Below are 25,095 nucleotides of genomic sequence, written 5' to 3'. Positions count from 1 at the left end.
CTTATGCCTTTCACGCTGACCGGCCTTTGCGAATTTCGTGAAGAAATACGCAAAAGCCGCTTTATCACCCTGGCCGCGCCGATCACCAGCGCGCAAGACGCCCAGGCGTTTTTCGAGCAGCACAGCGACCTCAACGCCACGCACAACTGCTGGGCCTGGAAGCTCGCCGACCAGTACCGCAGCAACGACGATGGCGAACCCGGCGGCACGGCCGGGCGACCGATCCTGGCCGCCATTGAAGCCCAAGGCTTTGATCAGGTCGCCGTGCTGGTGATTCGCTGGTATGGCGGCATCCAGCTGGGCACCGGCGGCCTGGCTCGCGCCTACGGCGGCGGCGCGAACAAATGCCTGCAGAATGCCGAACGCATCGAGCTGATCAGCCGCGTGCCGCTGAGCTGTGCCTGCAGTTTCTCGGAATTGAACCTGGTGAAACTGCGCGTGGCCGAACTGGGCGGGCTGGTGGTGGAAGAAACCTTCACCGCCAACGGCGTCGAGCTACAGCTCGCACTCGGCGAGGCGCACATCGACACGCTGCAAACCCAGCTCGCCGACCTCAGCCGTGGGCGCATCCTGCTCGAACGCTGAAACTGCCCACATCTACTGTGCACCTGCCTGTGGATAACCTGAGCACACCCGTCTGTAACCCTTTTGTCATAAGGGCTTACGGGCGCCGGTCATTTTTTGATCAGTATTCACCGGGAGTAGTTGCGCAACGCCCCATAGCAGTTCCAACAGCAGAATTATCCACAGCACCGACGTGGAGCCCTGCATCAGCGCGTACAGCTGCCAGGTCGCAAACAGACCACGGCCGGCCGCGTCATACAGCCCGAATTGGCGTTGAGGGTCGCGAATACGCAGCACTGCCCACACGCACACGATCGAGCCGAGCAGGTTGGCCATCAGCACATGCGCAGGCAGAAACGGCGGTAGCTCGCCCGGCAGGTTCAAGCCCTGCAACAGGCCGTGTACTAATGCAAAACTCCACGGCGTGACAAACGCGGCGGTGATGATCAAGTCATACCAGGCACTGGCCCGCACCAATGTCCGGTAGCGTTTTTGTGTCCACATAGCAGCAAGCTCCTTCAATTCAAGAAGCCAGCAAGCTAAAGCCTGGAGTATGCTCCAGGGTCAAGCCCTCTCGAGCCCGTCTCATGCGTATCGGCGAATTAGCCCAGGCCAGCCAGGTCAGCCGCGACACCTTGCGCTTCTATGAGCAGCGCGGGTTGATCGCCGCGCAACGCAGCGCCAACGGTTACCGCGACTACCCGCCGGACATGCTGCAACTGGTGCTCTATATCAAGACTGCGCAGCGCCTGGGTTTCAGCCTCGGCGAGATCGGCACCAGCGTCGCCGCCTTATGGCAGGCGCCCGATCCCGACGCTGCCGTCACACAATTGCTGCAAGACAAGCTCAACCTGATCGAAACCCGCATCACTGAACTCGGCCATCTGCGCCAGGAGTTGCAGCAAAGGCTCGGGCAACGTTGTCCACTGAATCCGTGAACCTCCACTCCAAAGGAAGCCCTTCATGTCTACGCCAAAAACCGCACTGATCATCGGCGCCTCGCGCGGCCTGGGCCTTGGCCTGGTCAAGCAACTGCTGCAGGACGGCTGGGAGGTGACCGCCACCGTGCGCGACCCGAACAAGGCCGATGCGCTCAAAGCCGTGGGCCAGGTGCAGATCGAGAAGCTGGACATGGACGATCAACAAGCCGTGATCGCCTTGGCCCAACGCCTGAAGGAGCGCACCTTCGACCTGCTGTTCGTCAACGCCGGCGTCAAAGGCCCTGCCAACCAGGAGCCGGGCCACGCCACCCTGGCGGAAGTCGGCCAACTGTTTTTCACCAACGCCGTGGCGCCGATCAACCTGGCCCAGCGCTTTGTCGGGCAGATCCGCAAAGACACCGGCGTGCTGGCGTTCATGAGTTCGGTGCTGGGCAGCGTGACTATTCCCGATGGCTCCGACCTGGCGCTGTACAAGGCCAGCAAGGCTGCACTCAACTCCATGACCAACAGCTTTATCACGCAACTGGGCGACCATAAGCTCACCGTGCTGTCGCTGCATCCGGGCTGGGTGAAAACCGACATGGGCGGCGAAAACGCGCACATCGATGTCGACACCAGCGTGCGCGGCCTGGTGGATCAGGTGAATGCCTACACCGGCAAAGGCGGCCATCACTTCGTGGACTACAAGGGCGACACCATCGCCTGGTAACAGCTCGGTCCAACCTGTGGGAGCGGGCTTGCCCGCGATGGTCTCAAGAGCACCTCGCTCCTACAGATAGACCTGATCATGGACTACACGTAAACTCTGCTCCTCGCCCTCACCGGCGACCCTGGATCAGCAGACAGGGCAACACTGAGCTGGCAAACCTGAACCCATCATTCAGAGGAGCCGGCCAATGCCTGCGACCCGTATCTGGTTAAAAAACCCCCTCGCGATCTTCACCGCCAATGGCCTCGACGCCCGTGGTGGCCTGGTGCTGCAAGACGGTGTGATCACCGAAGTGCTGGGCTTGGGAAAAGAGCCCACCGTGCCGTGCGGACAAGTATTCGATGCACGCGAACATGTGATCCTGCCGGGGCTGATAAACACTCACCATCACTTCTACCAAACCCTGACCCGCGCCTGGGCGCCGGTGGTGAACCAGCCGCTCTTCCCGTGGCTGAAAACCCTGTACCCGGTCTGGGCACGCCTGACCCCGGAAAAACTCGCGCTGGCGTCCAAAGTCGCCCTCGCAGAGTTGCTGCTCTCCGGCTGTACCACGGCGGCCGACCACCATTACCTGTTCCCTGACGGCCTGGAAAATGCCATCGATGTACAAGTAGAAAGCGTGCGCGAACTGGGCATGCGCGCCATGCTCACCCGCGGCTCCATGAGCCTGGGCGAAGCCGATGGCGGCCTGCCGCCGCAGCAAACCGTGCAACAAGGCCAGGTTATCCTCGAAGACAGCCAGCGCCTGATCCGCGAATACCACCAGCGCGGCGATGGCGCGCAAATCCAGATCGCCCTGGCGCCCTGCTCGCCGTTTTCGGTCACCCCGCAAATCATGCAAGCCAGCGCCGAACTGGCCAACAGCCTCGACGTGCGCCTGCACACGCACCTGGCCGAAACCCTCGACGAAGAAGACTTCTGCCTGCAGCGTTTCGGGCTGCGCACGGTGGACTACCTCGACAGCGTTGGCTGGCTCGGCCCACGCACCTGGCTGGCCCACGGCATTCACTTCAACCCGGATGAGATCGCCCGCCTGGGCGCCGCCGGCACCGGTATCTGCCATTGCCCAAGCTCGAATATGCGCCTGGCTTCCGGCATCTGCCCGACCCTGGACCTGCTCGCCGCCGGCGCGCCGATTGGCCTGGGCGTCGACGGTTCGGCCTCCAACGATGCCTCGAACATGATCCTCGAAGCGCGCCAGGCCCTGTACATCCAGCGCCTGCGTTACGGCGCAGAAAAGATCACCCCGGAAGGCGTGCTGGGCTGGGCCACCAAAGGCTCGGCGCAGTTGCTGGGGCGCACGGATATCGGTGAGTTGGCCGTGGGCAAACAGGCTGACCTGGCGCTGTTCAAACTCGATGAGCTGCGCTTTTCCGGCAGCCATGACCCGATTTCGGCGCTGCTGCTGTGCGGCGCCGACCGCGCGGATCGGGTGATGATCGGCGGCAAGTGGCGGGTGATCGATGGGCAGGTTGAAGGGCTGGACCTGAAAGGCTTGATCGCCGATCACAGCCAGGCGGCGAAACAACTGATCGCCGGCACCTGAGCCCTGCACAAAGCCAACTGTGGGAGCTGGCTTGCCTGCGATGCAGACACCTCGGTCTATCAGCCATACCGAGTGGATGCCATCGCGGGCAAGCCCGGCTCCCACATGGGTTTTAAGGTGTGCTTGAGGGCCGGTTACACCCCAAGCAACGACAACATGATAAAGGTCGCAAACAACACATGTGGGAGCTGGCTTGCCTGCGATGCAGGCACCTCGGTCTTTCAGCCATACCGAGTTGATGCCATCGCGGGCAAGCCCGGCTCCCACATGGGTTTTAAGGTGTGCTTGAGGGCCGGTTACACCCCAAGCAACGACAACATGATAAAGGTCGCAAACAACACAAAGTGCGTCATCCCTTCGATGGCATTGGTTTCGCCATCGTTGAGGTTGATCGCACTCACCACCAGCGTGATCAACACCATCACGGTCTGCACCGGTGTCATCGCCATCTGGAACGGCTGGCCGGTGTAGAGCGCCATGGCTTCCATCACCGGCACGGTCAGGATCACCGTCGACAACGACGCACCCAGTGCGATGTTCACCACCGATTGCATGCGGTTAGCCAAGGCGGCACGCAACGCTGTGAGAATTTCCGGCGCGGCCGAAATCGCCGCCACCACAATCGCGGTAATCACCGGCGGTGCGCCCGTGCCTTCCAGGCCCAGGTCGAGGGTCTTGGACATCACCTCGGCCAATGCGCCAATCACAATCACGCCAAACACCAACGTACCGATGGAAAACGCCAGGTTGATCGACGGCTCCTGCTGTTCTTCCGGCTGCTTTTTTCGGCGTTTTTCCGGGTAGCTATAGCTGAAGAAGTAACTGTGTGGCCCGACCTGCATGCGCAGGAACAGGGTGTAGAGCAACACCATCGCGCCGATGGTGAAGGCCGAGTAAATTTTCCAGTCAGCCTCGGGAATAAACTCCGGCACCACCATCGATACGCCCATGGCGGTGAGGATCATCACGCTGTAACTGCGTGCCGAGTCATCGTTGTAGGACTGTTCACCATGCTTGATGCCGCCCATCAGCGCGGCCAGGCCAAGGATGCCGTTGATATCGAGCATCACCGCCGAATAGATCGTGTCACGTACCAAAGTCGGCGAGGGCTCGTTGCTCATCATGATCGCCAGGATCACCACTTCCACCAGCACGGCGGCGAGGGTGAGGATCATGGTGCCGTAAGGGTCACCGACCTTTTCCGCCAGTTGCTCGGCGTGGTGGGCGACGCGCATCGACGCCATGACAATAAAAGCGATGAGCGCCAAGCCGCCTAGCAGGGCGATCATCTGCCCGCTGTGCAGCATCCAGTGCTCCAACGGGTAGGCGGCGATGGCGGCGATCAACGCCAGCCACATGAATTTTTCTTGCTTGAGGGATGTGAGCATTCCGGGCCTTTTTGTGCAGCAAATCAGTCATTGATGGGGTACAGACTGCACCACGTCGCTAACGTTTCGTTACACCTTAGTTCAGATGGCCCTTGCGCGAATAAAACAAATACTCTCCTGCTGGTCAGGTTTTGCCGACTATTTCAGCCATGGCCTGTAGAATGCCGCCATTGCACCTGATGAGAATTTAGAACATGTACGATTGGCTCAACGCCCTGCCCAAGGCTGAATTGCACCTGCACCTGGAAGGCTCGCTGGAGCCTGAGTTGCTGTTTGCCCTGGCCGAACGCAACAAGATTGCACTGCCGTGGAATGACGTCGAAACCCTGCGCAAGGCCTACGCCTTCAACAACCTGCAAGAGTTTCTCGACCTGTATTACAAAGGCGCCGATGTGCTGCGCACGTCCCAGGATTTCTATGACCTGACCTGGGCCTACCTGCTGCGCTGCAAAGAACAGAACGTGATCCACACCGAACCGTTCTTCGACCCGCAGACCCACACCGACCGTGGCGTGCCATTCGAAGTGGTGCTCAACGGCATCGCCGCTGCGCTCAAAGATGGCGAGCAGCAACTGGGTATCACCAGCGGTTTGATCCTGAGCTTCCTGCGCCACCTGAGCGAAGCCGAAGCCGAGAAAACCCTCGACCAGGCGCTGCCGTTCCGTGACGCGTTTGTGGCCGTCGGCCTGGACAGCTCGGAAATGGGTCACCCACCGAGCAAGTTCCAGCGCGTGTTCGACCGTGCCCGCCATGAAGGCTTCCTTACCGTGGCCCACGCCGGCGAAGAAGGCCCGCCCGAGTACATCTGGGAGGCTATCGACCTGCTGAAAATCCAGCGTATCGACCATGGCGTACGCGCCATCGAAGACGAACGCTTGATGCAGCGCATCATCGACGAGCAGATCCCGCTGACCGTGTGCCCACTGTCCAACACCAAGCTCTGTGTGTTCGACGACATGGCCCAACACAACATCCTCGACATGCTTGAGCGTGGCGTGAAGGTGACGGTGAACTCGGATGACCCGGCGTACTTCGGCGGCTATGTCACCGAGAACTTCCACGCGCTGTACACCTCCCTGGGCATGACCCAGGACCAGGCCAAACGCCTGGCGCAGAACAGCCTGGATGCGCGGCTCGTGAAGCCATAACTGCATAAACGCAGTTCAAATAATGTGGGAGCTGGCTTGCTAGCTCCCACATTGATCTCATCAGCCTTGAGATTGAGTCAGTTCTTCCAGGGTCTTGCCCTTGGTCTCCATCCCAAACACCCCCACCACCAGCGCCGCCACCGCAAAACACAGCGCCCCCAAGGCAAACACCCCACCCTGCCCGGTTATCGGAAACACCAGCCCGGTCACCAACGGCCCCAGCAATGACCCGACCCGGCCAATCGCCGAGGCAAACCCGGAACCGGTGGCCCGCGCCGAAGTGGGATACAGCTCCGGCGTATAGGTGTACAACACCGCCCACATGCCAAACAGAAAGAACTGCATCAACAGCCCCGAGGTAATCAGCAGCCCCACGTTGCCGCCAAACACCGCGCTCTGCCCATACAGAAACGCCATCACCCCGCCGCCCAGCAATGTCACCACACACACCGGTTTACGGCCCCAACGTTCCACCAGCCAGGCCGCCATCAAGAAGCCCGGTATCCCGCCCAGGGAAATGATCACCGTGTAATACACCGATTGCGTCACGGCAAAACCCGACTGCTGCAACAGCGCACTCAGCCAGGAGGTCAGCCCGTAGAAACCCAGCAAGGCAAAAAACCACACGCTCCAGATCATCATCGTGCGTTGGCGATACTGCGCCGACCACAACTGCTGGAACGCCGAGAAAAACGTGCCCGGCACGCTCTCAACCCGCGGCAAGGCAATCGGCTCCGGCAAGTCCGCACGCCCCAGCGAGTCGCGGACCTTCTGCTCAATGCCGAGCAACACCTTGTCCGCCGCTGCATGCCGCCCGGCCTGTTCCAGCCAGCGTGGCGATTCCGGGATAAAAAAACGAATCGCCAGCACAAACACCGCCGGTACCGCCAACACCAGGAAGATGTCGCGCCAGCCAATCACCGGCAGCAAAAAGTAGGACAGCACACCCGCCGCCACAAACCCCAGCGGCCAGAAGCCATCCATCAAGGCGATATATCGCCCACGGCCCTTGGCGGGAATCAGCTCCGAGAGCATCGACTGCGCAATCGGGAATTCCATACCCATGCCGATCCCCAGCAGGATGCGAAACAGCGTCAGCGTTTCCACCGTCTGCGCCGTGGAGCACAGGTAACTGGCGACGCCCCACAACACGATGCTCCACTGAAACACCGGCTTGCGCCCGAAACGGTCAGCCAACATGCCGGACAAGGACGCACCGACCACCATGCCGAAAAAACTCGAACTGGCGAGTAACCCGGCCTGGGCCGTGCTCAGGCCGAACTCGGTTTTTATCGAGCCCAACAGGAAGGTCATCATCGCCAGGTCCATGGAGTCGAAAAAAAACGCCAAGGCGATGATGATGAAAATGATTCGGTGGTAACCGCTGATGGGCAACCGTTCCAGCCGTTCCGCAGCGCTATAGCCTTGCATACCCATGCCATACCCCCCGAGTGAAAAATCCCCAAGGCGAGTGTGCGGCATCGTTTTACCCGATTATTGCTGGATACGACCTGACTGAAACTCTGAGCGACGCACGCACCTACGCCGTGGCCAGACGGTTGATTTCCGCAAGCCCCAGGTCGGTCACCAGCAAGGCACGCGACTCGTTGACCGCGTTGATCCAGCCGCACTGCAAAAACAACTGCAACAACCCGGCCCCCAATGCCCCCCCCAGGTGCGGCTGCTGCTGGCTCCAGTCAAAACAGTCGCAGGCCAACGGCGCAGACAGTGCCTGGATAAAAATGCCCAAGGTCGCGAAATGCTGCGCGCCGGTGACGGTCACGTCGGTACGCTGTTCGTAGCGGTCGATCCAGCCGGCCTCCAGCATGCGCTGATAAAGCCCCGCTGCCAGTTCACCGCCCAGATGCCCCTGGCACAAACGCGCGCGCCGCAACGGCGGCGGCGCCAGGGATACTCGCGGGAAAACCTGCGGAGCGTTGCGTGCGGCACAGGCCAAGGTGGTACAGGCCAATGCGTCGACGGCCGCACAGACATCCACGGCGGCCATGCGAAACAGGCGCTTGCCGCGCTTGGCCTCGCTGCGCAGCAAACCGCTGCCGATAAGGCGCGCAAGATGCGCATTGGCCGACGCGGCGGACAGCCCGGCGAGCATAGCCAGTTCGTCTGCGGTTTTCGCCGAACCGTCCATCAGTGACCAGAGCATGGCGGTGCGCTTGGGCTCAGCGAGCAAGCTGGCGATCTGACTGATGCAAGGTGCTTCTTCCATGTATTCACTCCTTGTAAATCATTTGTCTGCTGCGGTTGGAACCAAAGTATAGGGGCGCAAACCGCCCATTCCGCGGCGTCCGACAGCGCGAATGGGGACAGGCTCTGAGTGAAATTTCTGGCTTTGGTGGAGGCTATTGCCTAACGCTCTATCGCCCCGGCCTTTGCGCGGTCAAAGCCGCACAACGGGACACGAGCATTTCCCGCAGCAGGTTAATGGGTTTACTCAACTGAGCACGGTGGGCGCACAGCAGGTTGAGCGGCGTGCGCTCGCCGCGCAGCTCCGGCAACACCAGGCGCAAACGCCCCGCGAGCACGTCGGTGCTCACATCCAGCCACGACTTGTAGGCAATGCCGACACCCGCCACCGCCCAGCGGCGCACCACATCGGCGTCGTCACTGAAGCGGTCACCGCTTACAGTCAGGCCGACCTCGCGCTTGCCGTCGTAAAAACCCCAGTGGTCGTGGACACGGCTGCCCAGCATGTACAACAGGCAATTGTGCTGCGCCAACTGCTCAAGATGCCGGGGCTCGCCATGCCGTGCCAGGTAGCTGGGTGCGGCGCACAGCACGCGAATGTTGTCCGGGGCGATGGGCAGCGCGACCAGGCTGGAATCTTCAGGCTCGCCGTAGCGCAGGGCGATATCCACCGGCTGGCGGAACAGGTCGGCAATGCGGTCGCCCAGCAGCAGGCGGATGTTCAATTGCGGGTATTCAAGCTGAAACTCATCCAGCCACGGCAGTAACTGGTTGCGCCCGAAATCCGACGGCGCCGACAGTTGCAGCACACCGCTGACATGGTCCTGGCCGCTGGCCAATAAGCGCCGCCCTTCGTCCAGCGAACTCAACGCGGCGCGGGCATATTCCAAAAAACCCTCGCCTTCAGCGGTCAAGCGCAAACTGCGAGTGGAGCGCGCCAGCAAGCGCGTGCACAGTTGCTGTTCGATACGCTTGAGCGCCGCGCTCGCCACGGCAGGCGAGAGGTCCATGATGCGTGCAGCGGCCGACAAACTGCCGAGGTCCGCCGCCCGCACAAACAACTGCAAATCATCAAAACGCAGCATGTACCCTCGCCTATTATCAAAATTCTATTGAAACAGACCGCTGTTTTAGCCGCTTTTATCTGTGCTGGAAATAGCTAATCATCTGCCCATCCCGTACATCACGTGTCTGGAGTTGAATATGTCCGCTGCCTTTAACGTCATCGCCACGCTGATCGCCAAACCTGGCCAGCAGGCCAAGTTGGAAACCCTGCTGCGCGGCCTGTTGGAACCGACTCGCCTGGAAGCCGGTTGCGAGCAGTACGACCTGCACCAGGACCTGCAACACCCAGAAACCTTCTACATGCTCGAACGCTGGAGCGACGACGCGGCGCTGGCCGATCACGACCAGAGCGCGCATATCCAAAGCTTCCGCGCCAAGGCTGCGGATGTGCTCGAACATTTCGAACTCAAGCGCCTGCAATTTCTTGCCTGATCACCCCATCAGCAAGTTTTTGTGGCGAGCACACTTGCTTGCGCTGGGGTGCGAAGCGCTTACCGACAGGTTTTGGGGCTGCTTCGCAGCCCAGCGGGAGCAAGCTCCCTCGCCACATTTAGCCTGACTCTCGACCACCTTCTTTACCCGGAGCCAATATGAAAGCCATTGCCTACTACGCCTCACTGCCGATCAGCGACGAAAAATCCCTGCAAGACATCCAACTGCCGGAGCCGGTCGCCGGCCCGCGTGACCTGCTGGTGGAGGTCAAAGCCATCTCGGTCAACCCGGTGGACACCAAAGTGCGCCAGAACGTCGCCCCGGAAAACGGCGCGGCCAAGGTACTGGGTTGGGACGTGGCCGGTGTGGTCAAGGCGGTCGGCAGCGAAGTGACGCTGTTCAAGGCGGGCGACAAGGTGTTCTACGCCGGTTCCCTGGTGCGCCCAGGCGGCAACAGCGAACTGCACACCGTGGATGAACGCATCGTCGGCCATATGCCCAAGAGCCTGGGTTTTGCCGAAGCCGCCGCACTGCCACTCACCGCCATCACCGCCTGGGAGCTGCTGTTCGAGCGCCTGCAAGTGCGTGAAGGTAAAGAAGATGAAGGCCAGAGCCTGCTGATCGTCGGCGCTGCCGGCGGTGTGGGTTCGATCCTGACCCAGTTGGCCAAGCAGCTCACCGCATTGAACGTTATCGGCACCGCCTCACGCCCGGAAACCCAGGAATGGGCCAAGGCGCTCGGCGCCGATGTGGTGATCGATCACAGCCAGCCACTGAGCGAGGCGTTGAAAAATGCCGGCCAGGCGCAGGTAACCCACGTCGCCAGCCTGACCCAGACCGACCATCACTTGGACGAACTGGTCGAAGCCCTGCAGCCGCAAGGCAAGCTGGCGTTGATCGACGACCCCAAGGTGCTGGATGTGAGCAAACTCAAGCGCAAGAGCCTGTCACTGCACTGGGAGTTCATGTACACACGCTCGATGTTCGAGACGCCGGACATGATCGAACAGCACAATCTGCTCAACCGCGTGGCCGAACTGATCGACGCCGGCACCTTGAAAACCACGGTGGGCGAGCACTTCGGCGTGATCAACGCAGCCAACCTGCGCCGCGCCCATGCGCTGCTGGAAAGCGGCAAGGCCAAGGGCAAGATCGTATTGGAAGGGTTCTAACAAGTAGCTGTCAGAGTCGTCCATTATTCATGTGAGTAATGGACGACACCGCTAGTCAGAGAGTTGATCTTTGTCATATTTGCGAACGCATTCAGGTTTATATTGGCCGCCTTTGCCACGATTCTTTTACGTGAGGAAGTCAGCAATGAAGATCCTGATAAGAGCGTTAGCAAAATCCCCAGGCAACAAATGGCAGGTCAGCCTCGACGGTGACGCCTTCACCTTCCGCAGTGAGGCCGAGGCCCGCGCCTTTGCCGACACCCTGCAAGCCCGCATCCAGGCGCCCCACCGCATTCCCCTCAGCCAGCAACGCTCCGCCGCCGGCTGATTAGCACCTCAGACCTGCGCCTGCGCGGCCCTCGCCCGTTGCAGGCGCTGGGTCGACACCGCAATCGTCACCGCCAATACACCGCACAAGCTGATGACCATCGCCATCGGCATCGCCGTGCCGTCGTGCAACACGCCGACCAACGACGCCGCGCCTGCCGCCACACCAAACTGAATGCAACCGAGCAATGCCGAGGCGCTGCCGGCCCGTGCACCCTGCCCGGCCATGGCACACGCCGAGGTGTTGGGCAAAATGCAGCCCAGGCTGGCGATGCAGATAAACAGCGGCACCAGTAACGGCCATAACGCCTCGGTACGCAGCGCGGCAATGGCCAACAGCGTCAACGCCGCCGCCACGTAGACCCACACGGTGCGCGACAGCAGAAACGCCGGGCCACGCTTGGCCAGCAACCGCGCATTAAGCTGCGCTACCAGGATAAAGCCGGCGGCATTGGAGCCAAATACCCAGCCGTAATGCTCGGCGGGCACGCCATAGAGTTTGATAAAGACGAACGGGGAACCGGCGATGTAGGCAAACATCCCGGCAATCGAGATACCACCGGTGAGGGCGTAGCCCAGATAAACCCGGTCCGACAACAGGCTGACATAGCGGCTCAGCGAGCCGGACAGCGGTTGACGCGGCTTATCGGCCGGCAAGGTTTCCGGCAACCCGACCGCCACGGCGATGGCCGCCATCACGCTGAAAATCGACAACGCGAGGAAAATCGACTGCCAGCCCCACAGGCCGACCATCACCCCACCCGCCAACGGCGCGAGGATCGGTGCCAGGCCGGTCACCAGCATCAGCTGCGAATAGACTTTGGCCGAGCCCACGGCATCACATTTGTCGCTGACCACCGCCCGCGAAATCACCATGCCCGCGCAGCCGCCAAGGGCTTGCACAAAACGCGCGCCGATCAACCAGTCCAGGGACGGCGCGTAGGCGCAGGCGAAGGACGCCAGGGTAAACAGGGTCACGCCACTGAGCAGCGGCACGCGCCGGCCAAAGCGATCCGCCAGCGGCCCGTAGATCAATTGGCCGATGGCCAGGCCGCCGAAATACACGGCGAGGGTCAGCTGGATGTGTTTTTCGTCGGTGGCAAAAGCGGTGGCCATCGCCGGAAAGCCCGGCAGGTAAAAATCGATCGCCAACGGCGCGAAGGCGCTCAAGGCGCCCAGAATCAGGATTATGCGGAGGTTCATCAGACACCCAAGTGAGTCGGCAGCCCGACAGTCTAGCCGCGCTTGGGTGTGATGAACATTACGATAGCTCGCTAACTATCGGAAATTTTACGCGAGCTTGGCGCTGTAGCCTTCTTCGGTGATCAGCGCGATGACTTGCTCGTCGGACAGCCGGCTTTCAACCCCGACTTCCTCGGCGGCCAGGTTGACGTTGACGCTCGCCGCCGGGTCCTGGCTGTGTACTGCTTGAGTGACCGCCCGAACACAATGGCCGCAGGTCATTCCTTCAACACTGAATACTTGCATGACATGACTCCTTTGATGAGGTTGGCGCCAGTCTCGACCTTGCCACGATGGCAAGGTCAAGCGCTCAAAATTGCGACCGGGCTGGTATTCCAGCGTTGCCTCGGCCAAGCTTCATGCATCTTGGATTTGAACCACGGAGCATTCGCCATGCGCTGGTCGTTTTTTAGCCTTATCGGCCTGTTGAGCTTGTCCGCCGCTGCGCCCATGGCGTACGCGGACCAGGACTATGCGGTGTTGATCATTTCCCGCGAGCGCCTGGAAGTGCCGACCAATTGCGAAATCGGCCTGTATATCCAGGACCAGTTGGCCGGGCGCCTGTTCCAGGAACAGGCCACCTCGTTCAACTTGCCGGCGGGCAATGTGTCGCTGCGCCTCAAGCTGCTGCCGGGTCAATCGCCAGGTTGCCTGCCGGGCATGCTCGCACCGCCTGCGCAGAACATCACGCTTAAAGCCGGCGACGTGCGCAAAGTACGCATCGCGCAAGGCCCGGATGGCATGTACCTGAAGAACGCCGCACTGGATTACTGAACACGCTTGACCTTCCCAATAGGTCAAGGTTGATGCTAGGGGCAACTTCTCTGGAGGACTGCCCCATGAATGGATCCACCACCTTTGACCTGCCCATCAGCGGCATGACCTGCGCCAGCTGTGCCGGGCGTGTCGAGCGCGCGCTGGGCAAGGTGCCGGGGGTGCAAAGCGTCAGCGTCAACCTGGCCAACGAACGTGCCCACATCGAAGTTCTCGGTCAGATGGACCCCGGCGTGCTGATCGCCGCCGTCGACAAGGCCGGCTACACCGCCACCCTGCCGCAAAGCGAGACCGTCACCGACGCTAAACAGGCCCAGCGTCTGCACCACGAGCGCTGGTCGTTGTTGTTGGCCATCGCGTTGGCGCTGCCATTGGTGCTGCCGATGCTGGTGGAGCCGTTCGGCCTGCATTGGATGCTCCCGGCCTGGGTGCAATTCGCGCTGGCCACTCCCGTGCAATTCATCTTTGGCGCACGCTTCTATATAGCCGCCTGGAAAGCCGTGCGCGCCGGTGCTGGCAATATGGACCTGCTGGTGGCCATCGGCACCAGCGCCGGTTATGGCCTGAGCATTTATGAATGGCTCACGGCGCCCGTGGGCACTATGCCGCACCTGTATTTCGAAGCCTCAGCCGTGGTGATCGCCCTGGTGTTGCTGGGTAAATACCTCGAAAGCCGCGCCAAGCGCCAGACCGCCAGCGCCATCCGTGCCCTCGAAGCCCTGCGCCCGGAACGCGCGATTCGCGTGTTTGAAGGCCGTGAAGAAGACGTCGCCATCACTGCGCTGAAGCTCGACGACCTGGTGCTGGTCAAACCTGGCGAGCGCTTCCCGGTGGACGGCGAAGTGGTGGACGGCCAAAGCCACGCCGACGAGGCCTTGATCAGCGGCGAGAGCCTGCCGGTGCCGAAACAGCCGGGCGACAAGATCACCGGCGGCGCCATTAATGGCGAAGGCCGCTTGCTGGTACGCACCCAGGCGCTGGGTGCAGAAAGTGTGCTGGCGCGAATCATCCGTCTGGTGGAAGACGCCCAGGCTGCCAAGGCACCGATCCAGAAACTGGTGGATAAAGTCAGCCAGGTCTTTGTGCCGGCCGTGCTGGTGCTGGCCTTGGTTACGCTGGTGGGGTGGTGGTTGTACGGCGCTTCACTGGAAACCGCGATCATCAATGCCGTCGCGGTGCTGGTGATCGCTTGCCCATGCGCCCTGGGCCTGGCCACGCCGACCGCCATCATGGCCGGCACCGGCGTGGCGGCGCGCTATGGCATCCTGATCAAGGACGCCGAAGCGCTGGAACGTGCCCATGCCGTCAGCGCGGTGGTGTTCGACAAGACCGGCACACTCACCTCCGGCGCGCCAAAAATTGCGCACCTGGCCGCGGTGGATGGCAATGAAGATTTATTGCTGCAACAGGCTGGCGCCTTGCAACGCGGCAGCGAGCACCCGTTGGCCAAGGCCGTGCTGGATGCGTGTGGTGAAAAAGGGCTGATCGTGGCGGACGTGAGCGCCAGCCAATCGCTGACCGGACGCGGCATTGCTGGCACTTTGGATGGCCGTGAACTGGCCTTGGGCAACCGCCGCATGCTCGAAGAGAACGGCTTGAGCGCAGGTGAGCTGGCCGAGTCTGCCAACGCCTGGGAAGCCGAAGGCCGCACCTTGTCGTGGTTGATTGAACAAGGCGCACAACCACGCGTGTTGGGGCTGTTTGCGTTTGGCGACACCCTCAAGCCCGGCGCATTGGAAGCCGTGGAACAACTCAAGGCTCAGCACATCAGCAGCCACTTGCTCACCGGCGATAATCGCGGCAGTGCCCGCGTGGTCGCCCTGGCGCTGGGCATCGATGATGTACACGCCGAAGTGCTGCCAGCCGACAAGGCCGCGACGGTGGCCGAGCTGAAAAAGACCGGCGTCGTCGCCATGGTCGGCGATGGCATCAACGACGCCCCGGCCCTGGCCGCCGCCGATATCGGCATCGCCATGGGCGGCGGTACCGATGTGGCTATGCACGCCGCCGGGATCACGCTGATGCGTGGCGACCCGCGCCTGGTGCCGGCCGCGCTGGAGATCAGCCGCAAGACCTACGCAAAAATCCGCCAGAACCTGTTCTGGGCCTTTGTGTATAACTTGATCGGCATTCCGCTGGCTGCCTTTGGCCTGCTCAACCCGGTGCTCGCAGGTGCGGCCATGGCCTTGTCCAGCGTCAGCGTGGTGAGCAATGCGTTATTGTTGAAAACCTGGAAACCGAGCATTTGGAAACCGGAGCAATTGGAGGACAAGCGCCCATGAACATAGGCCAAGCCGCCCGCCAGAGCGGGCTGAGCGCCAAGATGATTCGCTACTACGAATCCATCGGCCTGCTCAAAGCCGCGCACCGCACCGACAGCGGCTACCGCGTGTATGGCAGCGATGACTTGCACACGTTGGCGTTTATCAAACGCTCGCGGGATCTTGGGTTTTCGTTGGAAGAAGTCGGCAAGCTGCTGACCCTGTGGCAAGACCGCCAGCGGGCCAGCGCCGACGTAAAAGCCCTGGCGCGCCAGCATATCGAGGAACTGAACCAGAAGATTCTGGAGCTGGGGCAATTGCGCGACACGTTGCAGGACCTGGTGGAACACTGCCAGGGTGACCATCGGCCGGATTGCCCGATACTCAAGGAGTTGGCGTCGGGCAGCTGTTGCGCCTGATCAGCTCTGCACAAAACAAATATGGGAACAGGCTTATGTGGCGGCTGCCTTATGTGGGAGCTCCCACAACAAGCCAGCTCCCACACTTTTTAGATCTCCAATTGCCGGGAGATCACTGCATCCAAGGCGGCGGCGGTTCTTCCGCAGTCTTGCTCGGTGGCGCATCATCCGCCGCCCGAACCGCTTGCTTGCGCTCTTCATCCAGCCGCGCCGCTTCGATTTCGCGGATCACACCGCCCACATCCGCCAGCTCTTCCGGCTCATCAAACTCGCCGGTCAACACGCTGGCCGGGTGCAAGGTGCCGGCTTCGTACAGTGCCCACATTTCCTTGGCGTACTTGGTCTTCTTCAACTCCGGGGCAAAACGCCCGAAGTAGGAAGCCATGTTGCCCACATCCCGCTCCAGCATGCTGAATGCGTGGTTGTTGCCCGCCGCATCCACTGCCTGGGGCAGGTCGATGATCACCGGGCCGGTCGGCGTGAGCAGTACGTTGAACTCGGACAGGTCACCGTGCACCAGGCCAGTACACAGCATCAGCACGATCTGGGAAATCAGGAAGGCGTGATATTCGCGCGCCTGGTCCGGCTCCAGCGTTACGTCGTTAAGACGCGGCGCTGCATCGCCGTACTCGTCGGCCACCAGTTCCATCAGCAGCACGCCTTCCAGGAAGTCGAACGGCTGAGGCACGCGAACGCCCGCGCCGGCGAGGCGGAACAACGCCGCCACTTCGGCGTTTTGCCAAGCGTCTTCGGTTTCTTTCTTGCCGAACTTGGAGCCTTTCGCCATGGCCCGGGCCTGGCGGCTGTTACGAACCTTACGGCCTTCCTGGTATTCGGATGCCTGACGAAAACTTCGTTTATTCGCCTCCTTGTAAACCTTGGCGCAACGCAATTCATTGCCGCAGCGCACCACATAAACAGCTGCTTCTTTACCGCTCATGAGAGGGCGCAGCACTTCGTCGACCAGACCGTCTTCGATCAGGGGTTCAATGCGTTTAGGAGTCTTCATCAGCTTTTATTGTGGGTCCTTTATTACCAAATACGCGTATGGCACTCGTTATACGGCAATCGGCGCGCCGGTGGGAGGGGCTACCGACCTCTGACCGCTGAAGAATGCACTCAATATGCCAATTTCGTCGGCATTCAGCGTTCGATAATCGCCGTCACGCCCTGGCCGCCAGCGGCGCAGATCGAAATCAGCCCTCTGCCCTTGCCCGCCGCGTCGAGCAATTTGGCCAGGTTGGCGACGATGCGCCCGCCTGTGGCGGCAAACGGGTGGCCGGCCGCCAATGAGCTGCCTTTGACGTTGAGCCGGCTGCGATCAATGGCGCCCAGCGGCGCGTCGAGCCCCAGACGCGTCCTGCAATACTCCGGGTCTTCCCAGGCCTTGAGCGTGCACAAAACTTGGGCAGCAAAGGCTTCGTGAATCTCGTAGTAGTCAAAATCCTGGAGTGTCAGGCCATTTCTCGCCAGCAAGCGTGGCACTGCGTACACCGGTGCCATGAGCAGGCCTTCGGCGCCGTTGACGAAATCCACAGCCGCCGCTTCGCCATCGCGCAAGTAAGCAAGAATCGGCAAGCCACGTTCCTTGGCCCAGGCTTCACTGCCCAGCAGCACCAAGGAGGCGCCGTCGGTCAGTGGCGTGGAGTTACCGGCGGTGAGCGTGCCCTTTTCACTGCGCTCGAACGCCGGTTTAAGGTTGGCGAGTTTTTCCAGGGTCAGGTCGGGGCGCAGGTTATTGTCGCGGGTCAGGCCGAGAAACGGAGTAAGCAAATCGTTGTGCCAGCCTTCGGCGTAGGACGCGGCCATTTTCTGATGGCTTTCCAACGCCAGTTGATCCTGCTCGGCACGCGGTATCTGCCAGGTCTGCGCCATCAGCTCGCAATGCTGGCCCATGGACAGGCCGGTGCGCGGCTCGCCATTGCGTGGCAGCTCCGGCTTAAGGTGATGGGGACGAAGTTGTAACAGGACTTTTAATTTATCCGCCATGGACTTGCTGCGGTTGGCTTGCAACAAGATTTTGCGCAGGCCTTCATTCACACCAATCGGCGCATCGGACGTAGTGTCGACGCCGCCGGCAATCCCGCATTCGATCTGCCCCAGGGCAATCTTGTTGGCCACCAGCAACGCCGCTTCCAGCCCGGTGCCGCACGCCTGCTGAATGTCATAGGCCGGGGTTTGCGGCGACAGGCGCGAGCCCAGCACGCATTCGCGGGTGAGGTTGAAGTCGCGCGAATGCTTGAGCACCGCACCGGCCGCCACCTCGCCGATGCGCAGGCCGTGCAGGTTGTAGCGCTCGATCAGGCCTTCGAGGGCAGCGGTGAGCATCGCCTGGTTACTCGCCGTGGCATATGGGCCATTGGAACGGGCGAAGGGGATGCGGTTACCGCCAATGATCGCTACACGGCGCAATTGAGTCATGGAAAGCTCCCTGAAGGTTATGGGGTGAATCTCTGAGCCTAGCCTAGGCTCAATCGAACGACTTTCACCTATTGATGGTCCACCGTTTGAACCCCAGCACTCGGAGAGCGTTCCATGTCTGACCGTTATATCGACTTCGCCAACTCAAGCCTCGGCCATCGCCTGGTCGCCGCCATTGGCCTGCCGTCACCGGTACGCCTGGAACGCTGGCAAGCTGGGCGCCTGCGCCCGGTGGAAGGTGCTCTGCTGCTGGGCGGTGGCGCGCTGGCCGCCAAGGTGCAGGTATTTGCGCACAAACTGACCGACGCGATTTACACCTACGGCGCCGAATCGTCGACCTGGATCCCAGGCCACGGCCCCAAGCTCAAGGCCGTGGTGTTTGACGCCAGCGACTTGCAGCACACCGACCAGCTCAAGCAACTGCGCGAATTCTTTCAGCCTTTGCTGAAAAATCTCGATCACAGCGCACATCTGGTGATTCTGGGACGCGCGCCGGAAAGCCTCAGCGACCCGTTTGCCGCCAGTGCACAGCGTGCCCTGGAGGGTTTCAGCCGTTCACTGGCCAAGGAATTGCGCAGCGGCGGCGTGTTGCAACTGTTGTATGTGGGCGACGGCGCTGAAGATCAGCTGGAAGGCGCGCTGCGTTTCTTCCTGTCACCGAAAAGTGCGTATATCTCTGGCCAGGTCATTCGCCTGCAGGCCTGCGCCACCCCGGTTGAAGACTGGACGCGCCCGCTGGCCGGGCGCAAGGCGCTGGTCACGGGTGCTGCGCGTGGTATCGGCGCCTCCATTGCCGAAACCCTGGCGCGCGACGGTGCCGAAGTGATCGTGCTGGATGTGCCCCAGGCCAAGGCCGACCTCGAAGCCCTCGCCGCTCGCTTGGGTGCGCGCACCGTGGTGCTGGATATCTGCGCCGAAGACGCGGCCACACAGTTGATCGAACACCTGCCCGACGGCATCGACATCGTGGTGCATAACGCCGGCATCACCCGCGATAAAACCCTGGCCAACATGACGCCGGAATATTGGGACGCCGTATTGGCGGTCAACCTCAACGCGCCCCAAGTGCTGACCAAAGCCCTGCTTGATAGCGGCACCCTGCACGACAACGGCCGCGTAGTGCTGCTGGCGTCGATCAGCGGGATTGCCGGTAATCGCGGGCAAACCAACTACGCCGCGAGCAAGGCCGGGCTGATTGGCCTTGCCCAGGCGTGGGCGCCGCTGCTGGGCGAGCGTGGCATCAGCATCAACGCGGTCGCGCCGGGTTTTATCGAAACCCAGATGACCGCGCACATTCCCTTCGCCCTGCGTGAAGCCGGGCGGCGCATGAGTTCCTTGGGCCAGGGTGGTTTGCCGCAAGACGTGGCCGAAGCCGTCGCCTGGCTCGGGCAGCCGGGTTCCGGGGCCGTCAGCGGCCAGGCGCTGCGCGTATGTGGGCAAAGCCTGCTGGGAGCGTGACTATGCAGTGGCAGACATTGGACAGCACCCCGTTTCTGTTGCCGCTGTATTGGCGGGCGGCGCTCAAGCGCAAGATCAGCGGCAGCACCTTGCCGGATGAAGGGTTGCGCTGCCATGTGCGCGTGAACCCGGCCGACGTCGCGGCTTATCGCAAGGTCTGCGGGTTTGCCGACAGCCCGGTGCTGCCGGGCACTTACCCGCATATCCTGGCGTTCGGTTTGCAGATGCAATTACTCACCGACAAAAAATTCCCCTTTCCACTGCTGGGGTTGATTCACCTGAGCAATCGCATTCGTATCCACCGGCCATTGGGCGGCGTGAATAACCTGCTGGTCGGTGTATACGCGCACAATCTGCAGCCCCACGCCAAAGGTGCGACCTTTAACATTGTGACCACGGTCGAGGATGCGCTGGGACTGTTGTGGGAAGCCAACAGCCGCATGCTGTGCCGAGGCGTGAAGCTGGACGGCGAGGCGCAAGTGGAGCCCTTGTCCGTCTTCGGCAATGTCAGCGAACTGGCGCGGTGGAAGGCGCCCGCTGATATCGGCCGCCAATACGCGCGGGTATCCGGCGACTACAACCCGATCCACCTGAGCGCGCTGACGGCCAAGCTGTTCGGCTTTCCCCAGGCTATCGCTCATGGGCTGTGGAATACCGCCCGAACATTGGCCGCGCTACACGAGCACTTGCCTGCCGCCAATGTAGAAATAGACGTCGAGTTCAAAAAACCGGTACGCCTGCCCAGTGAAGTTGTTTTGCTCAGCAGCGCCGCAGGCTCGAGCGGAGAGTTACAGTTGAACGGCGCCGGCGATATTCAACATATGCTCGGCAAGTGGCAACCCATCGCCTGAAAAAAGCACATTAATTGTATATATACACCCTAAGTTATAGCGGACGCCTCGGCGTCCGTTTGTTTATTCAAGCCCATGATTTTTAAAATATAAATATCTTGATACATCCCTCGATTACACCCTTCGTATTAGTCATTAAGCCGACTGCAGCCCGGTGTATATAAATCGTTAATACCAAGTTGAGCGTTGCGCGAAAGAGTGCCCGGGTCTGTGATGACAACACGGACAAACGTATCGCTATCCCTAGAAATAGCGAGCGTTTGAAAACAACCCAGGTTGTACAGGTGCAAGGAAACTCAATCATGAAAACTCAAACTCAAGTAGTGCTTTGGAAAGCAAGTACCGCGCTGGCCCTGGTCATGGCGATGAGCCTCGGTGGCTGCAGCAGCGGTGGTGGCGGGCATCACAGCAGTGTGGCGGCATCTTCTCCTGATGCAGGTGCAGGTAGCGGCGCTGGTGGTGGTACTGGCGGTGGTACAGGTGGCGGAACCGGTGGTGGCACTGGCGGCGGTACAGATGGCGGTACCGGTGGTGGCACTGGCGGCGGCACAGGTGGCGGAACCGGCGGTGGCACTGGCGGCGGCACAGGTGGCGGAACCGGTGGTGGTACTGGCGGTGGCACAGGCGGCGGCACTGGCGGTGGCACAGGTGGCGGCACCGGTGGTGGCACTGGCGGTGGCACAGGTGGCGGCACCGGCGGTGGCACTGGCGGTGGCACAGGTGGCGGAACCGGCGGCGGCACAGGTTCAACCACTACACCTCTGGTTACCGGCCAGATTGCCGGCACCCTGGGCGGCACTGTCGGTAACGTAGGCGCAGCGGTCGGTGACCTCGGTTCGACCTTGAACAATGTGCCTATCGTCGGCACAACAGCAGGCGGCCTGGTTACGGCGACCGGCACTGCAGTCACCAGCATCGGCACTGGCGTCACCAGCGGTCTTGGTTCGCTGGGCACTAACAGCAACTCCCTGGGCATCACGGTCGCAGGTGTAGGTAATGGCGTTGCCGATCTGGGCACTGGCCTGTCGACCACTGGGAAATCGCTCTCGACCACCCTCGGCGGCGTACCCGTAGTGGGCGGTTTGACCGGTGGCGTCGGTGGAACGGTAGGTGGTGTAGTGGACAAAGTCGGTCAAGCCGTCACCATGCTCGGCGATACCGTCAGCACTGCCAGCACCACTGGCCCATTGGGCTCGTTAACTAACACAGTGGGCGGCAAAGTACTGGTGCCTGTGGTGTCGCTGGTGGAAAACACTACCGGCAACCTCGGCAAGGCAACCGGCCTGGGCACCCCTGTGAATGGGCTGCTGGATAAAGTCGGCAGCACCGTCACCGGCCTGGGCACCCAAGTCGCCAGTGCTGGCGGCACCGGCAACCCTGTTACCACCATCGTCGGCAGCGCTCTGACGGGCGTAGGCGGCACACTCGATAAATCCGGCGGCTATGTCGCTCCAGCCAGTGGCGCAGCAGCGCCCGGCCTGCCTGAACTGGTCGGTGGCCTGGTGGCCAACGTGGGTAGCGGCCTGAACGCCGGCAACACCAACGGCACTGTGAGTGCAGCAGGTGTCACCGGTGGCGCATTGGGCAACACGGTCGCCTCGCTCGGCACCGTTCTCGGTGGCACGGGCGTCGCCAACACCGCCGCCACTGCGCCGGTGGCAGGCCTGGCCACTAACGTGGGCGCGGCGCTTAACCCAGTAACGTCCGGTGTAACCAGCCTGACCCAAAACGTCGGCACCACTACCGGCCTCGGCGCTCCAGTCAACGGCCTGGTGACTCAAGTCGGCGGTGCGGTGAGTGGTATCGGCACTAACCTGACCACAGCTAATGCCAACCCAATCACCAACGCGGTAGGTACCACCGTCACCACAGTCGGCAACACCGTAGGCTCGGTAGGTGGTTTGGTCACCGGCGGCACCAGTGGCAGTAGCGGTGGCTTGCTCGGCGGCCTCACCGGCGGCACCGGCGCCAGCACATCGGGCAGTGGCAGTACAACCACGGGTACAAGCGGCGGTCTGGGCGGTTTGCTGAACGGCCTTACCGGCAAATAATAAATTGCACCTGGCCGATTAGACGGCCTCCCCTACAGCGCCTACGCTTGGTTGAGACGAGAGACCCTTATAAGTCTCTCGTCTTTTTTATGGGCCGGTCTTATCTAAAAAACCTGGCCCTCCCGAACCGCGTCCCAGAACCCGGCGGGCCCGAAACGCTGCTGCAGTTTGACCATGGAGTGTCCTATGCGCGTGTTGACGCCGTTGTTATTGCTCACCCTCAGTGCTTACGTTCAGGCCGAGACCCTTCCCAGCTTCCTCAACAGCAACGACACCATCCGCAACTTGCCGGTGCCCAACCTGCCCGCCGACGCTTATCGGCCGACCACACCCCAGACCCAGTTGCCGCAAGCGCCTGCCCCCCAGAACCAGCCGTTGCTGATGGACACCAAAGTCACCATCCGCAAGCTGCAGATCGAGGGCGGTACGATCTACCCGCTGGACGAAACAGCCAAGGCCTATGCGCCCCTGATTGGCCGTGAGACCAACCTCGCGCAACTGATCGAAGCCACCCGCACGATCACGCGTCGCTACCAGCAGGACGGCTACCTGTTGTCCTACGCGTTCCTGCCGCAACAGAGCTTCGAAAACGGCCTGGTGCGCGTGGTATTAGTGGAGGGTTACATCAAGGATTACGAGCAAAGCGGCGACATCGGCTCAGTCTCGGCCTACGTCGACAAGCTGGCTAACAAACTGCTGGCCGAGCGCCCGCTCACGCGCAAGACGTTCGAGCGCTATACCACGCTGATGGGGCGTATTCCCGGCGTGACCCTGCAGGCGCAAGTGCCGCCGCCGGGCACTACCGATGGCGCCACGCACATGAAGATCGAAGCCTCGCGCAAACCGTTTACCACCAGCATGAGCCTGGTCGATAACAACCGTAACGGCACCCAAGCGTTGCTCACCGCCACCAGCAATTCCCAGACGTCCATGGGCGAGCAGCTTTACGTCAGCGGCCTGTTCCCGCCGGGTGACGACAAAGAACATTACTACCGCGTGGGCTACAGCCAATTCATCAATGCCGAGGGCAGCCAGTTGATACTGGGCGCCGAGCGTTATCGCGCCGACCCCAAAAGCAATATCCAGCTGGACGGCGGCTTCGAGCTCAAGCCGCACCAGTCGATCGACCGCTACACCATTGGCCTCAGCCACCCGCTGATTGCCTCACCCAATGAGTCGCTGACCCTGGCCACACGCCTGTATGCGGTGGACCAGACCACGCGCTATCAACTCGTGGGCTACCCCAACCGTTTCGACATCGAAAGCGACCTGCGCGCCCTTGCGTTCGAGGGTGACTGGCGCAAGTCCGACACCCGCCAGTTGCGCATCCTCAGCGCCGGCCTGTACCAAGGCATCAACGGCCTGGGTGCCAGAGCCCACAGCGACCTGGGCACGGCTAAACCTGATCTGGACTTCTTCCGCCTGCGCCTTTCCGGTGTGCAGAGCGACAAGTTCTTCGACAACTGGCAAGGCGTGCTTTCGGGTGCGTTCTACTGGAGCGACGCCACCTTGCCCGACAGCGAGCGCGCCACCTTTGGCGGGCAGAACTTCGGCCGTGGCTACCCCGATGATCAAGCTTCGGGCGACAAGGGCTGGGGCGTGGCGTATGAGGTCAACTACAGCTTCAACCGCGCTGGCGACTGGGTGAAGGTTCTGCAACCGTATGTGGTGCTTGACCGCGCCAAGACCTGGTTCAACGAACTGCCGGTCAAAGGCAACGACATGTCCTCGGCGGCCGTGGGCCTGCGCTTCGGCGACAACAAGTACTACAACATCGCCCTGGAAGCGGCCAAGCCGATGTCGGACATCGCCCTGGACAGCTTTAACCGGCGGCCGCGGTATACCTTGAGTTTCAGTTATCAGTTGTGAGGTTTGTGGGTGGCTGCGGGCTGCGGTCTGCGGAGTACATATCCGTTATTTAGGTAACGGCGGCCTATGGTTCCGCTCTTACAGCGGCTCACTTTTGGAAAGACCCAAAAGTAAGCAAAAGGTCTTCGCCCCAACACTCGGTGCCTCGCTGTGGCTCGGCATGCCCGCAATCCGACAGTGATTTGGGGGGCCGCCGCGATGGGCCATCCTTGGCCCAGCGCGGCTAAACCGGCATCCCTGCCGGTTTACCCC

The 25,095-nt window shown here is 61.5% G+C and carries 24 protein-coding genes; 15 read left to right on the top strand and 9 right to left on the bottom strand.

Features of this window, described 5'->3' with window-relative positions; translation table 11 throughout:
- Nucleotides 1–3: 3 nt before the first annotated feature.
- Complete coding sequence (locus tag HBO41_RS28985) at nt 4–585, top strand: YigZ family protein (RefSeq protein ID WP_065930576.1); 582 nt, start codon at nt 4–6, stop codon at nt 583–585.
- 66 nt (nt 586–651) lie between these two features.
- On the opposite strand, the gene HBO41_RS28980 is transcribed toward HBO41_RS28985, so the two are convergent.
- On the bottom strand, nt 652–1,068 hold the full coding sequence (locus HBO41_RS28980) for a hypothetical protein (RefSeq protein WP_099550559.1): 417 nt from the start codon (nt 1,066–1,068) through the stop codon (nt 652–654).
- A gap of 83 nt (nt 1,069–1,151) precedes the next feature.
- Here HBO41_RS28980 and HBO41_RS28975 point away from each other — a divergent pair, with 83 nt between their 5' ends.
- The 3 genes from HBO41_RS28975 (at nt 1,152) to HBO41_RS28965 (ending at nt 3,760) form a co-directional block, all read left to right on the top strand.
- The gene (locus tag HBO41_RS28975; RefSeq protein WP_099550558.1) at nt 1,152–1,502 is read left to right on the top strand and encodes a MerR family transcriptional regulator; all 351 of its coding nucleotides are present in this window, start codon (nt 1,152–1,154) and stop codon (nt 1,500–1,502) included.
- A 25-nt stretch (nt 1,503–1,527) separates the two neighbouring features.
- Nucleotides 1,528–2,214 (top strand): SDR family oxidoreductase, encoded by a 687-nt coding sequence (locus HBO41_RS28970; protein ID WP_017134720.1) that lies wholly within the window; start codon nt 1,528–1,530, stop codon nt 2,212–2,214.
- A gap of 187 nt (nt 2,215–2,401) precedes the next feature.
- On the top strand, nt 2,402–3,760 hold the full coding sequence (locus tag HBO41_RS28965; protein WP_138450879.1) for an 8-oxoguanine deaminase: 1,359 nt from the start codon (nt 2,402–2,404) through the stop codon (nt 3,758–3,760).
- Between the two features lie 296 nt (nt 3,761–4,056).
- On the opposite strand, the gene HBO41_RS28960 is transcribed toward HBO41_RS28965, so the two are convergent.
- Entirely contained in the window at nt 4,057–5,148 is a 1,092-nt protein-coding gene (locus HBO41_RS28960; protein ID WP_099550556.1) for a calcium:proton antiporter, read from the bottom strand.
- Between the two features lie 194 nt (nt 5,149–5,342).
- Here HBO41_RS28960 and HBO41_RS28955 point away from each other — a divergent pair, with 194 nt between their 5' ends.
- Nucleotides 5,343–6,296, top strand: coding sequence for an adenosine deaminase (locus tag HBO41_RS28955; protein ID WP_017134717.1), 954 nt, complete (start codon nt 5,343–5,345; stop codon nt 6,294–6,296).
- 60 nt (nt 6,297–6,356) lie between these two features.
- On the opposite strand, the gene HBO41_RS28950 is transcribed toward HBO41_RS28955, so the two are convergent.
- From HBO41_RS28950 to HBO41_RS28940, 3 genes are all read right to left on the bottom strand, one after another.
- Complete coding sequence (locus HBO41_RS28950; protein WP_169988717.1) at nt 6,357–7,733, bottom strand: MFS transporter; 1,377 nt, start codon at nt 7,731–7,733, stop codon at nt 6,357–6,359.
- Nucleotides 7,734–7,836: 103 nt separating this feature from the next.
- Nucleotides 7,837–8,523 (bottom strand): helix-turn-helix transcriptional regulator, encoded by a 687-nt coding sequence (locus tag HBO41_RS28945; protein ID WP_169988715.1) that lies wholly within the window; start codon nt 8,521–8,523, stop codon nt 7,837–7,839.
- A 148-nt stretch (nt 8,524–8,671) separates the two neighbouring features.
- Complete coding sequence (locus tag HBO41_RS28940) at nt 8,672–9,586, bottom strand: LysR family transcriptional regulator (RefSeq protein ID WP_169988713.1); 915 nt, start codon at nt 9,584–9,586, stop codon at nt 8,672–8,674.
- Between the two features lie 118 nt (nt 9,587–9,704).
- Here HBO41_RS28940 and HBO41_RS28935 point away from each other — a divergent pair, with 118 nt between their 5' ends.
- The 3 genes from HBO41_RS28935 to HBO41_RS28925 all read left to right on the top strand — a co-directional run bounded on the left by HBO41_RS28935 (nt 9,705) and on the right by HBO41_RS28925 (nt 11,498).
- Nucleotides 9,705–9,998, top strand: a complete 294-nt coding sequence (locus HBO41_RS28935; RefSeq protein WP_017134713.1) for a putative quinol monooxygenase — start codon at nt 9,705–9,707, stop codon at nt 9,996–9,998.
- Nucleotides 9,999–10,156: 158 nt separating this feature from the next.
- Nucleotides 10,157–11,170, top strand: coding sequence for a zinc-binding alcohol dehydrogenase family protein (locus HBO41_RS28930; protein WP_017134712.1), 1,014 nt, complete (start codon nt 10,157–10,159; stop codon nt 11,168–11,170).
- 145 nt (nt 11,171–11,315) lie between these two features.
- Nucleotides 11,316–11,498, top strand: a complete 183-nt coding sequence (locus tag HBO41_RS28925) for a hypothetical protein (RefSeq protein WP_017134711.1) — start codon at nt 11,316–11,318, stop codon at nt 11,496–11,498.
- Nucleotides 11,499–11,506: 8 nt separating this feature from the next.
- Here HBO41_RS28925 and HBO41_RS28920 read toward each other — a convergent pair whose 3' ends face one another.
- Both HBO41_RS28920 and HBO41_RS28915 read right to left on the bottom strand, forming a co-directional pair.
- Nucleotides 11,507–12,700: a multidrug effflux MFS transporter gene (locus tag HBO41_RS28920; protein WP_017134710.1), complete on the bottom strand. Its 1,194-nt coding sequence runs from the start codon at nt 12,698–12,700 to the stop codon at nt 11,507–11,509.
- Between the two features lie 87 nt (nt 12,701–12,787).
- Nucleotides 12,788–12,985: a heavy-metal-associated domain-containing protein gene (locus HBO41_RS28915; protein ID WP_169988711.1), complete on the bottom strand. Its 198-nt coding sequence runs from the start codon at nt 12,983–12,985 to the stop codon at nt 12,788–12,790.
- 147 nt (nt 12,986–13,132) lie between these two features.
- Here HBO41_RS28915 and HBO41_RS28910 point away from each other — a divergent pair, with 147 nt between their 5' ends.
- The 3 genes from HBO41_RS28910 to cueR all read left to right on the top strand — a co-directional run bounded on the left by HBO41_RS28910 (nt 13,133) and on the right by cueR (nt 16,193).
- Nucleotides 13,133–13,513, top strand: coding sequence for a hypothetical protein (locus HBO41_RS28910; RefSeq protein ID WP_069786911.1), 381 nt, complete (start codon nt 13,133–13,135; stop codon nt 13,511–13,513).
- Between the two features lie 65 nt (nt 13,514–13,578).
- Nucleotides 13,579–15,795, top strand: coding sequence for a cation-translocating P-type ATPase (locus HBO41_RS28905; RefSeq protein WP_138451222.1), 2,217 nt, complete (start codon nt 13,579–13,581; stop codon nt 15,793–15,795).
- Nucleotides 15,792–16,193, top strand: coding sequence for a Cu(I)-responsive transcriptional regulator (gene cueR / locus HBO41_RS28900; RefSeq protein WP_017134706.1), 402 nt, complete (start codon nt 15,792–15,794; stop codon nt 16,191–16,193). Before HBO41_RS28905 ends, cueR begins: the two co-directional genes overlap by 4 nt.
- A gap of 112 nt (nt 16,194–16,305) precedes the next feature.
- On the opposite strand, the gene HBO41_RS28895 is transcribed toward cueR, so the two are convergent.
- Complete coding sequence (locus tag HBO41_RS28895; protein ID WP_017134705.1) at nt 16,306–17,202, bottom strand: PA4780 family RIO1-like protein kinase; 897 nt, start codon at nt 17,200–17,202, stop codon at nt 16,306–16,308.
- Nucleotides 17,203–17,336: 134 nt separating this feature from the next.
- Nucleotides 17,337–18,614 (bottom strand): acetyl-CoA C-acetyltransferase, encoded by a 1,278-nt coding sequence (locus tag HBO41_RS28890; RefSeq protein ID WP_017134704.1) that lies wholly within the window; start codon nt 18,612–18,614, stop codon nt 17,337–17,339.
- Nucleotides 18,615–18,728: 114 nt separating this feature from the next.
- Here HBO41_RS28890 and HBO41_RS28885 point away from each other — a divergent pair, with 114 nt between their 5' ends.
- From HBO41_RS28885 to HBO41_RS28865, 4 genes are all read left to right on the top strand, one after another.
- A complete protein-coding gene (locus tag HBO41_RS28885) occupies nt 18,729–20,072 on the top strand; it encodes a 3-oxoacyl-ACP reductase (RefSeq protein WP_017134703.1) in 1,344 nt (447 codons plus the stop codon).
- A gap of 2 nt (nt 20,073–20,074) precedes the next feature.
- A complete protein-coding gene (locus tag HBO41_RS28880) occupies nt 20,075–20,923 on the top strand; it encodes a MaoC/PaaZ C-terminal domain-containing protein (RefSeq protein ID WP_169988709.1) in 849 nt (282 codons plus the stop codon).
- A gap of 302 nt (nt 20,924–21,225) precedes the next feature.
- A complete protein-coding gene (locus HBO41_RS28870) occupies nt 21,226–22,974 on the top strand; it encodes a collagen-like triple helix repeat-containing protein (RefSeq protein WP_262380564.1) in 1,749 nt (582 codons plus the stop codon).
- Nucleotides 22,975–23,160: 186 nt separating this feature from the next.
- Complete coding sequence (locus HBO41_RS28865; RefSeq protein ID WP_169988707.1) at nt 23,161–24,843, top strand: ShlB/FhaC/HecB family hemolysin secretion/activation protein; 1,683 nt, start codon at nt 23,161–23,163, stop codon at nt 24,841–24,843.
- Nucleotides 24,844–25,095 lie beyond the last annotated feature (252 nt).

The organism is Pseudomonas sp. WS 5146, assembly GCF_012985495.1.
In the GTDB taxonomy this organism is placed as follows: Bacteria; Pseudomonadota; Gammaproteobacteria; order Pseudomonadales; family Pseudomonadaceae; genus Aquipseudomonas; species Aquipseudomonas edaphica.
The sequence above is the reverse complement of the archived record's forward strand: the minus strand, read 5'-3'. Positions and strand labels throughout refer to the sequence as shown.

What these genes read in the sequence shown, in the direction of transcription:
- HBO41_RS28890 (WP_017134704.1), bottom strand. Translation starts at nt 18,614, where the DNA reads ATGACTCAATTGCGCCGTGTAGCGATCATTGGCGGTAACCGCATCCCC.
- HBO41_RS28970 (WP_017134720.1), top strand. Translation starts at nt 1,528, where the DNA reads ATGTCTACGCCAAAAACCGCACTGATCATCGGCGCCTCGCGCGGCCTG.
- HBO41_RS28905 (WP_138451222.1), top strand. Translation starts at nt 13,579, where the DNA reads ATGAATGGATCCACCACCTTTGACCTGCCCATCAGCGGCATGACCTGC.
- HBO41_RS28980 (WP_099550559.1), bottom strand. Translation starts at nt 1,068, where the DNA reads ATGTGGACACAAAAACGCTACCGGACATTGGTGCGGGCCAGTGCCTGG.
- HBO41_RS28935 (WP_017134713.1), top strand. Translation starts at nt 9,705, where the DNA reads ATGTCCGCTGCCTTTAACGTCATCGCCACGCTGATCGCCAAACCTGGC.
- HBO41_RS28910 (WP_069786911.1), top strand. Translation starts at nt 13,133, where the DNA reads ATGCGCTGGTCGTTTTTTAGCCTTATCGGCCTGTTGAGCTTGTCCGCC.
- HBO41_RS28885 (WP_017134703.1), top strand. Translation starts at nt 18,729, where the DNA reads ATGTCTGACCGTTATATCGACTTCGCCAACTCAAGCCTCGGCCATCGC.
- HBO41_RS28975 (WP_099550558.1), top strand. Translation starts at nt 1,152, where the DNA reads ATGCGTATCGGCGAATTAGCCCAGGCCAGCCAGGTCAGCCGCGACACC.
- HBO41_RS28865 (WP_169988707.1), top strand. Translation starts at nt 23,161, where the DNA reads ATGCGCGTGTTGACGCCGTTGTTATTGCTCACCCTCAGTGCTTACGTT.
- cueR (WP_017134706.1), top strand. Translation starts at nt 15,792, where the DNA reads ATGAACATAGGCCAAGCCGCCCGCCAGAGCGGGCTGAGCGCCAAGATG.
- HBO41_RS28950 (WP_169988717.1), bottom strand. Translation starts at nt 7,733, where the DNA reads ATGGGTATGCAAGGCTATAGCGCTGCGGAACGGCTGGAACGGTTGCCC.
- HBO41_RS28895 (WP_017134705.1), bottom strand. Translation starts at nt 17,202, where the DNA reads ATGAAGACTCCTAAACGCATTGAACCCCTGATCGAAGACGGTCTGGTC.
- HBO41_RS28940 (WP_169988713.1), bottom strand. Translation starts at nt 9,586, where the DNA reads ATGCTGCGTTTTGATGATTTGCAGTTGTTTGTGCGGGCGGCGGACCTC.
- HBO41_RS28880 (WP_169988709.1), top strand. Translation starts at nt 20,075, where the DNA reads ATGCAGTGGCAGACATTGGACAGCACCCCGTTTCTGTTGCCGCTGTAT.
- HBO41_RS28925 (WP_017134711.1), top strand. Translation starts at nt 11,316, where the DNA reads ATGAAGATCCTGATAAGAGCGTTAGCAAAATCCCCAGGCAACAAATGG.
- HBO41_RS28870 (WP_262380564.1), top strand. Translation starts at nt 21,226, where the DNA reads ATGAAAACTCAAACTCAAGTAGTGCTTTGGAAAGCAAGTACCGCGCTG.
- HBO41_RS28960 (WP_099550556.1), bottom strand. Translation starts at nt 5,148, where the DNA reads ATGCTCACATCCCTCAAGCAAGAAAAATTCATGTGGCTGGCGTTGATC.
- HBO41_RS28930 (WP_017134712.1), top strand. Translation starts at nt 10,157, where the DNA reads ATGAAAGCCATTGCCTACTACGCCTCACTGCCGATCAGCGACGAAAAA.
- HBO41_RS28920 (WP_017134710.1), bottom strand. Translation starts at nt 12,700, where the DNA reads ATGAACCTCCGCATAATCCTGATTCTGGGCGCCTTGAGCGCCTTCGCG.
- HBO41_RS28945 (WP_169988715.1), bottom strand. Translation starts at nt 8,523, where the DNA reads ATGGAAGAAGCACCTTGCATCAGTCAGATCGCCAGCTTGCTCGCTGAG.
- HBO41_RS28985 (WP_065930576.1), top strand. Translation starts at nt 4, where the DNA reads ATGCCTTTCACGCTGACCGGCCTTTGCGAATTTCGTGAAGAAATACGC.
- HBO41_RS28915 (WP_169988711.1), bottom strand. Translation starts at nt 12,985, where the DNA reads ATGCAAGTATTCAGTGTTGAAGGAATGACCTGCGGCCATTGTGTTCGG.
- HBO41_RS28965 (WP_138450879.1), top strand. Translation starts at nt 2,402, where the DNA reads ATGCCTGCGACCCGTATCTGGTTAAAAAACCCCCTCGCGATCTTCACC.
- HBO41_RS28955 (WP_017134717.1), top strand. Translation starts at nt 5,343, where the DNA reads ATGTACGATTGGCTCAACGCCCTGCCCAAGGCTGAATTGCACCTGCAC.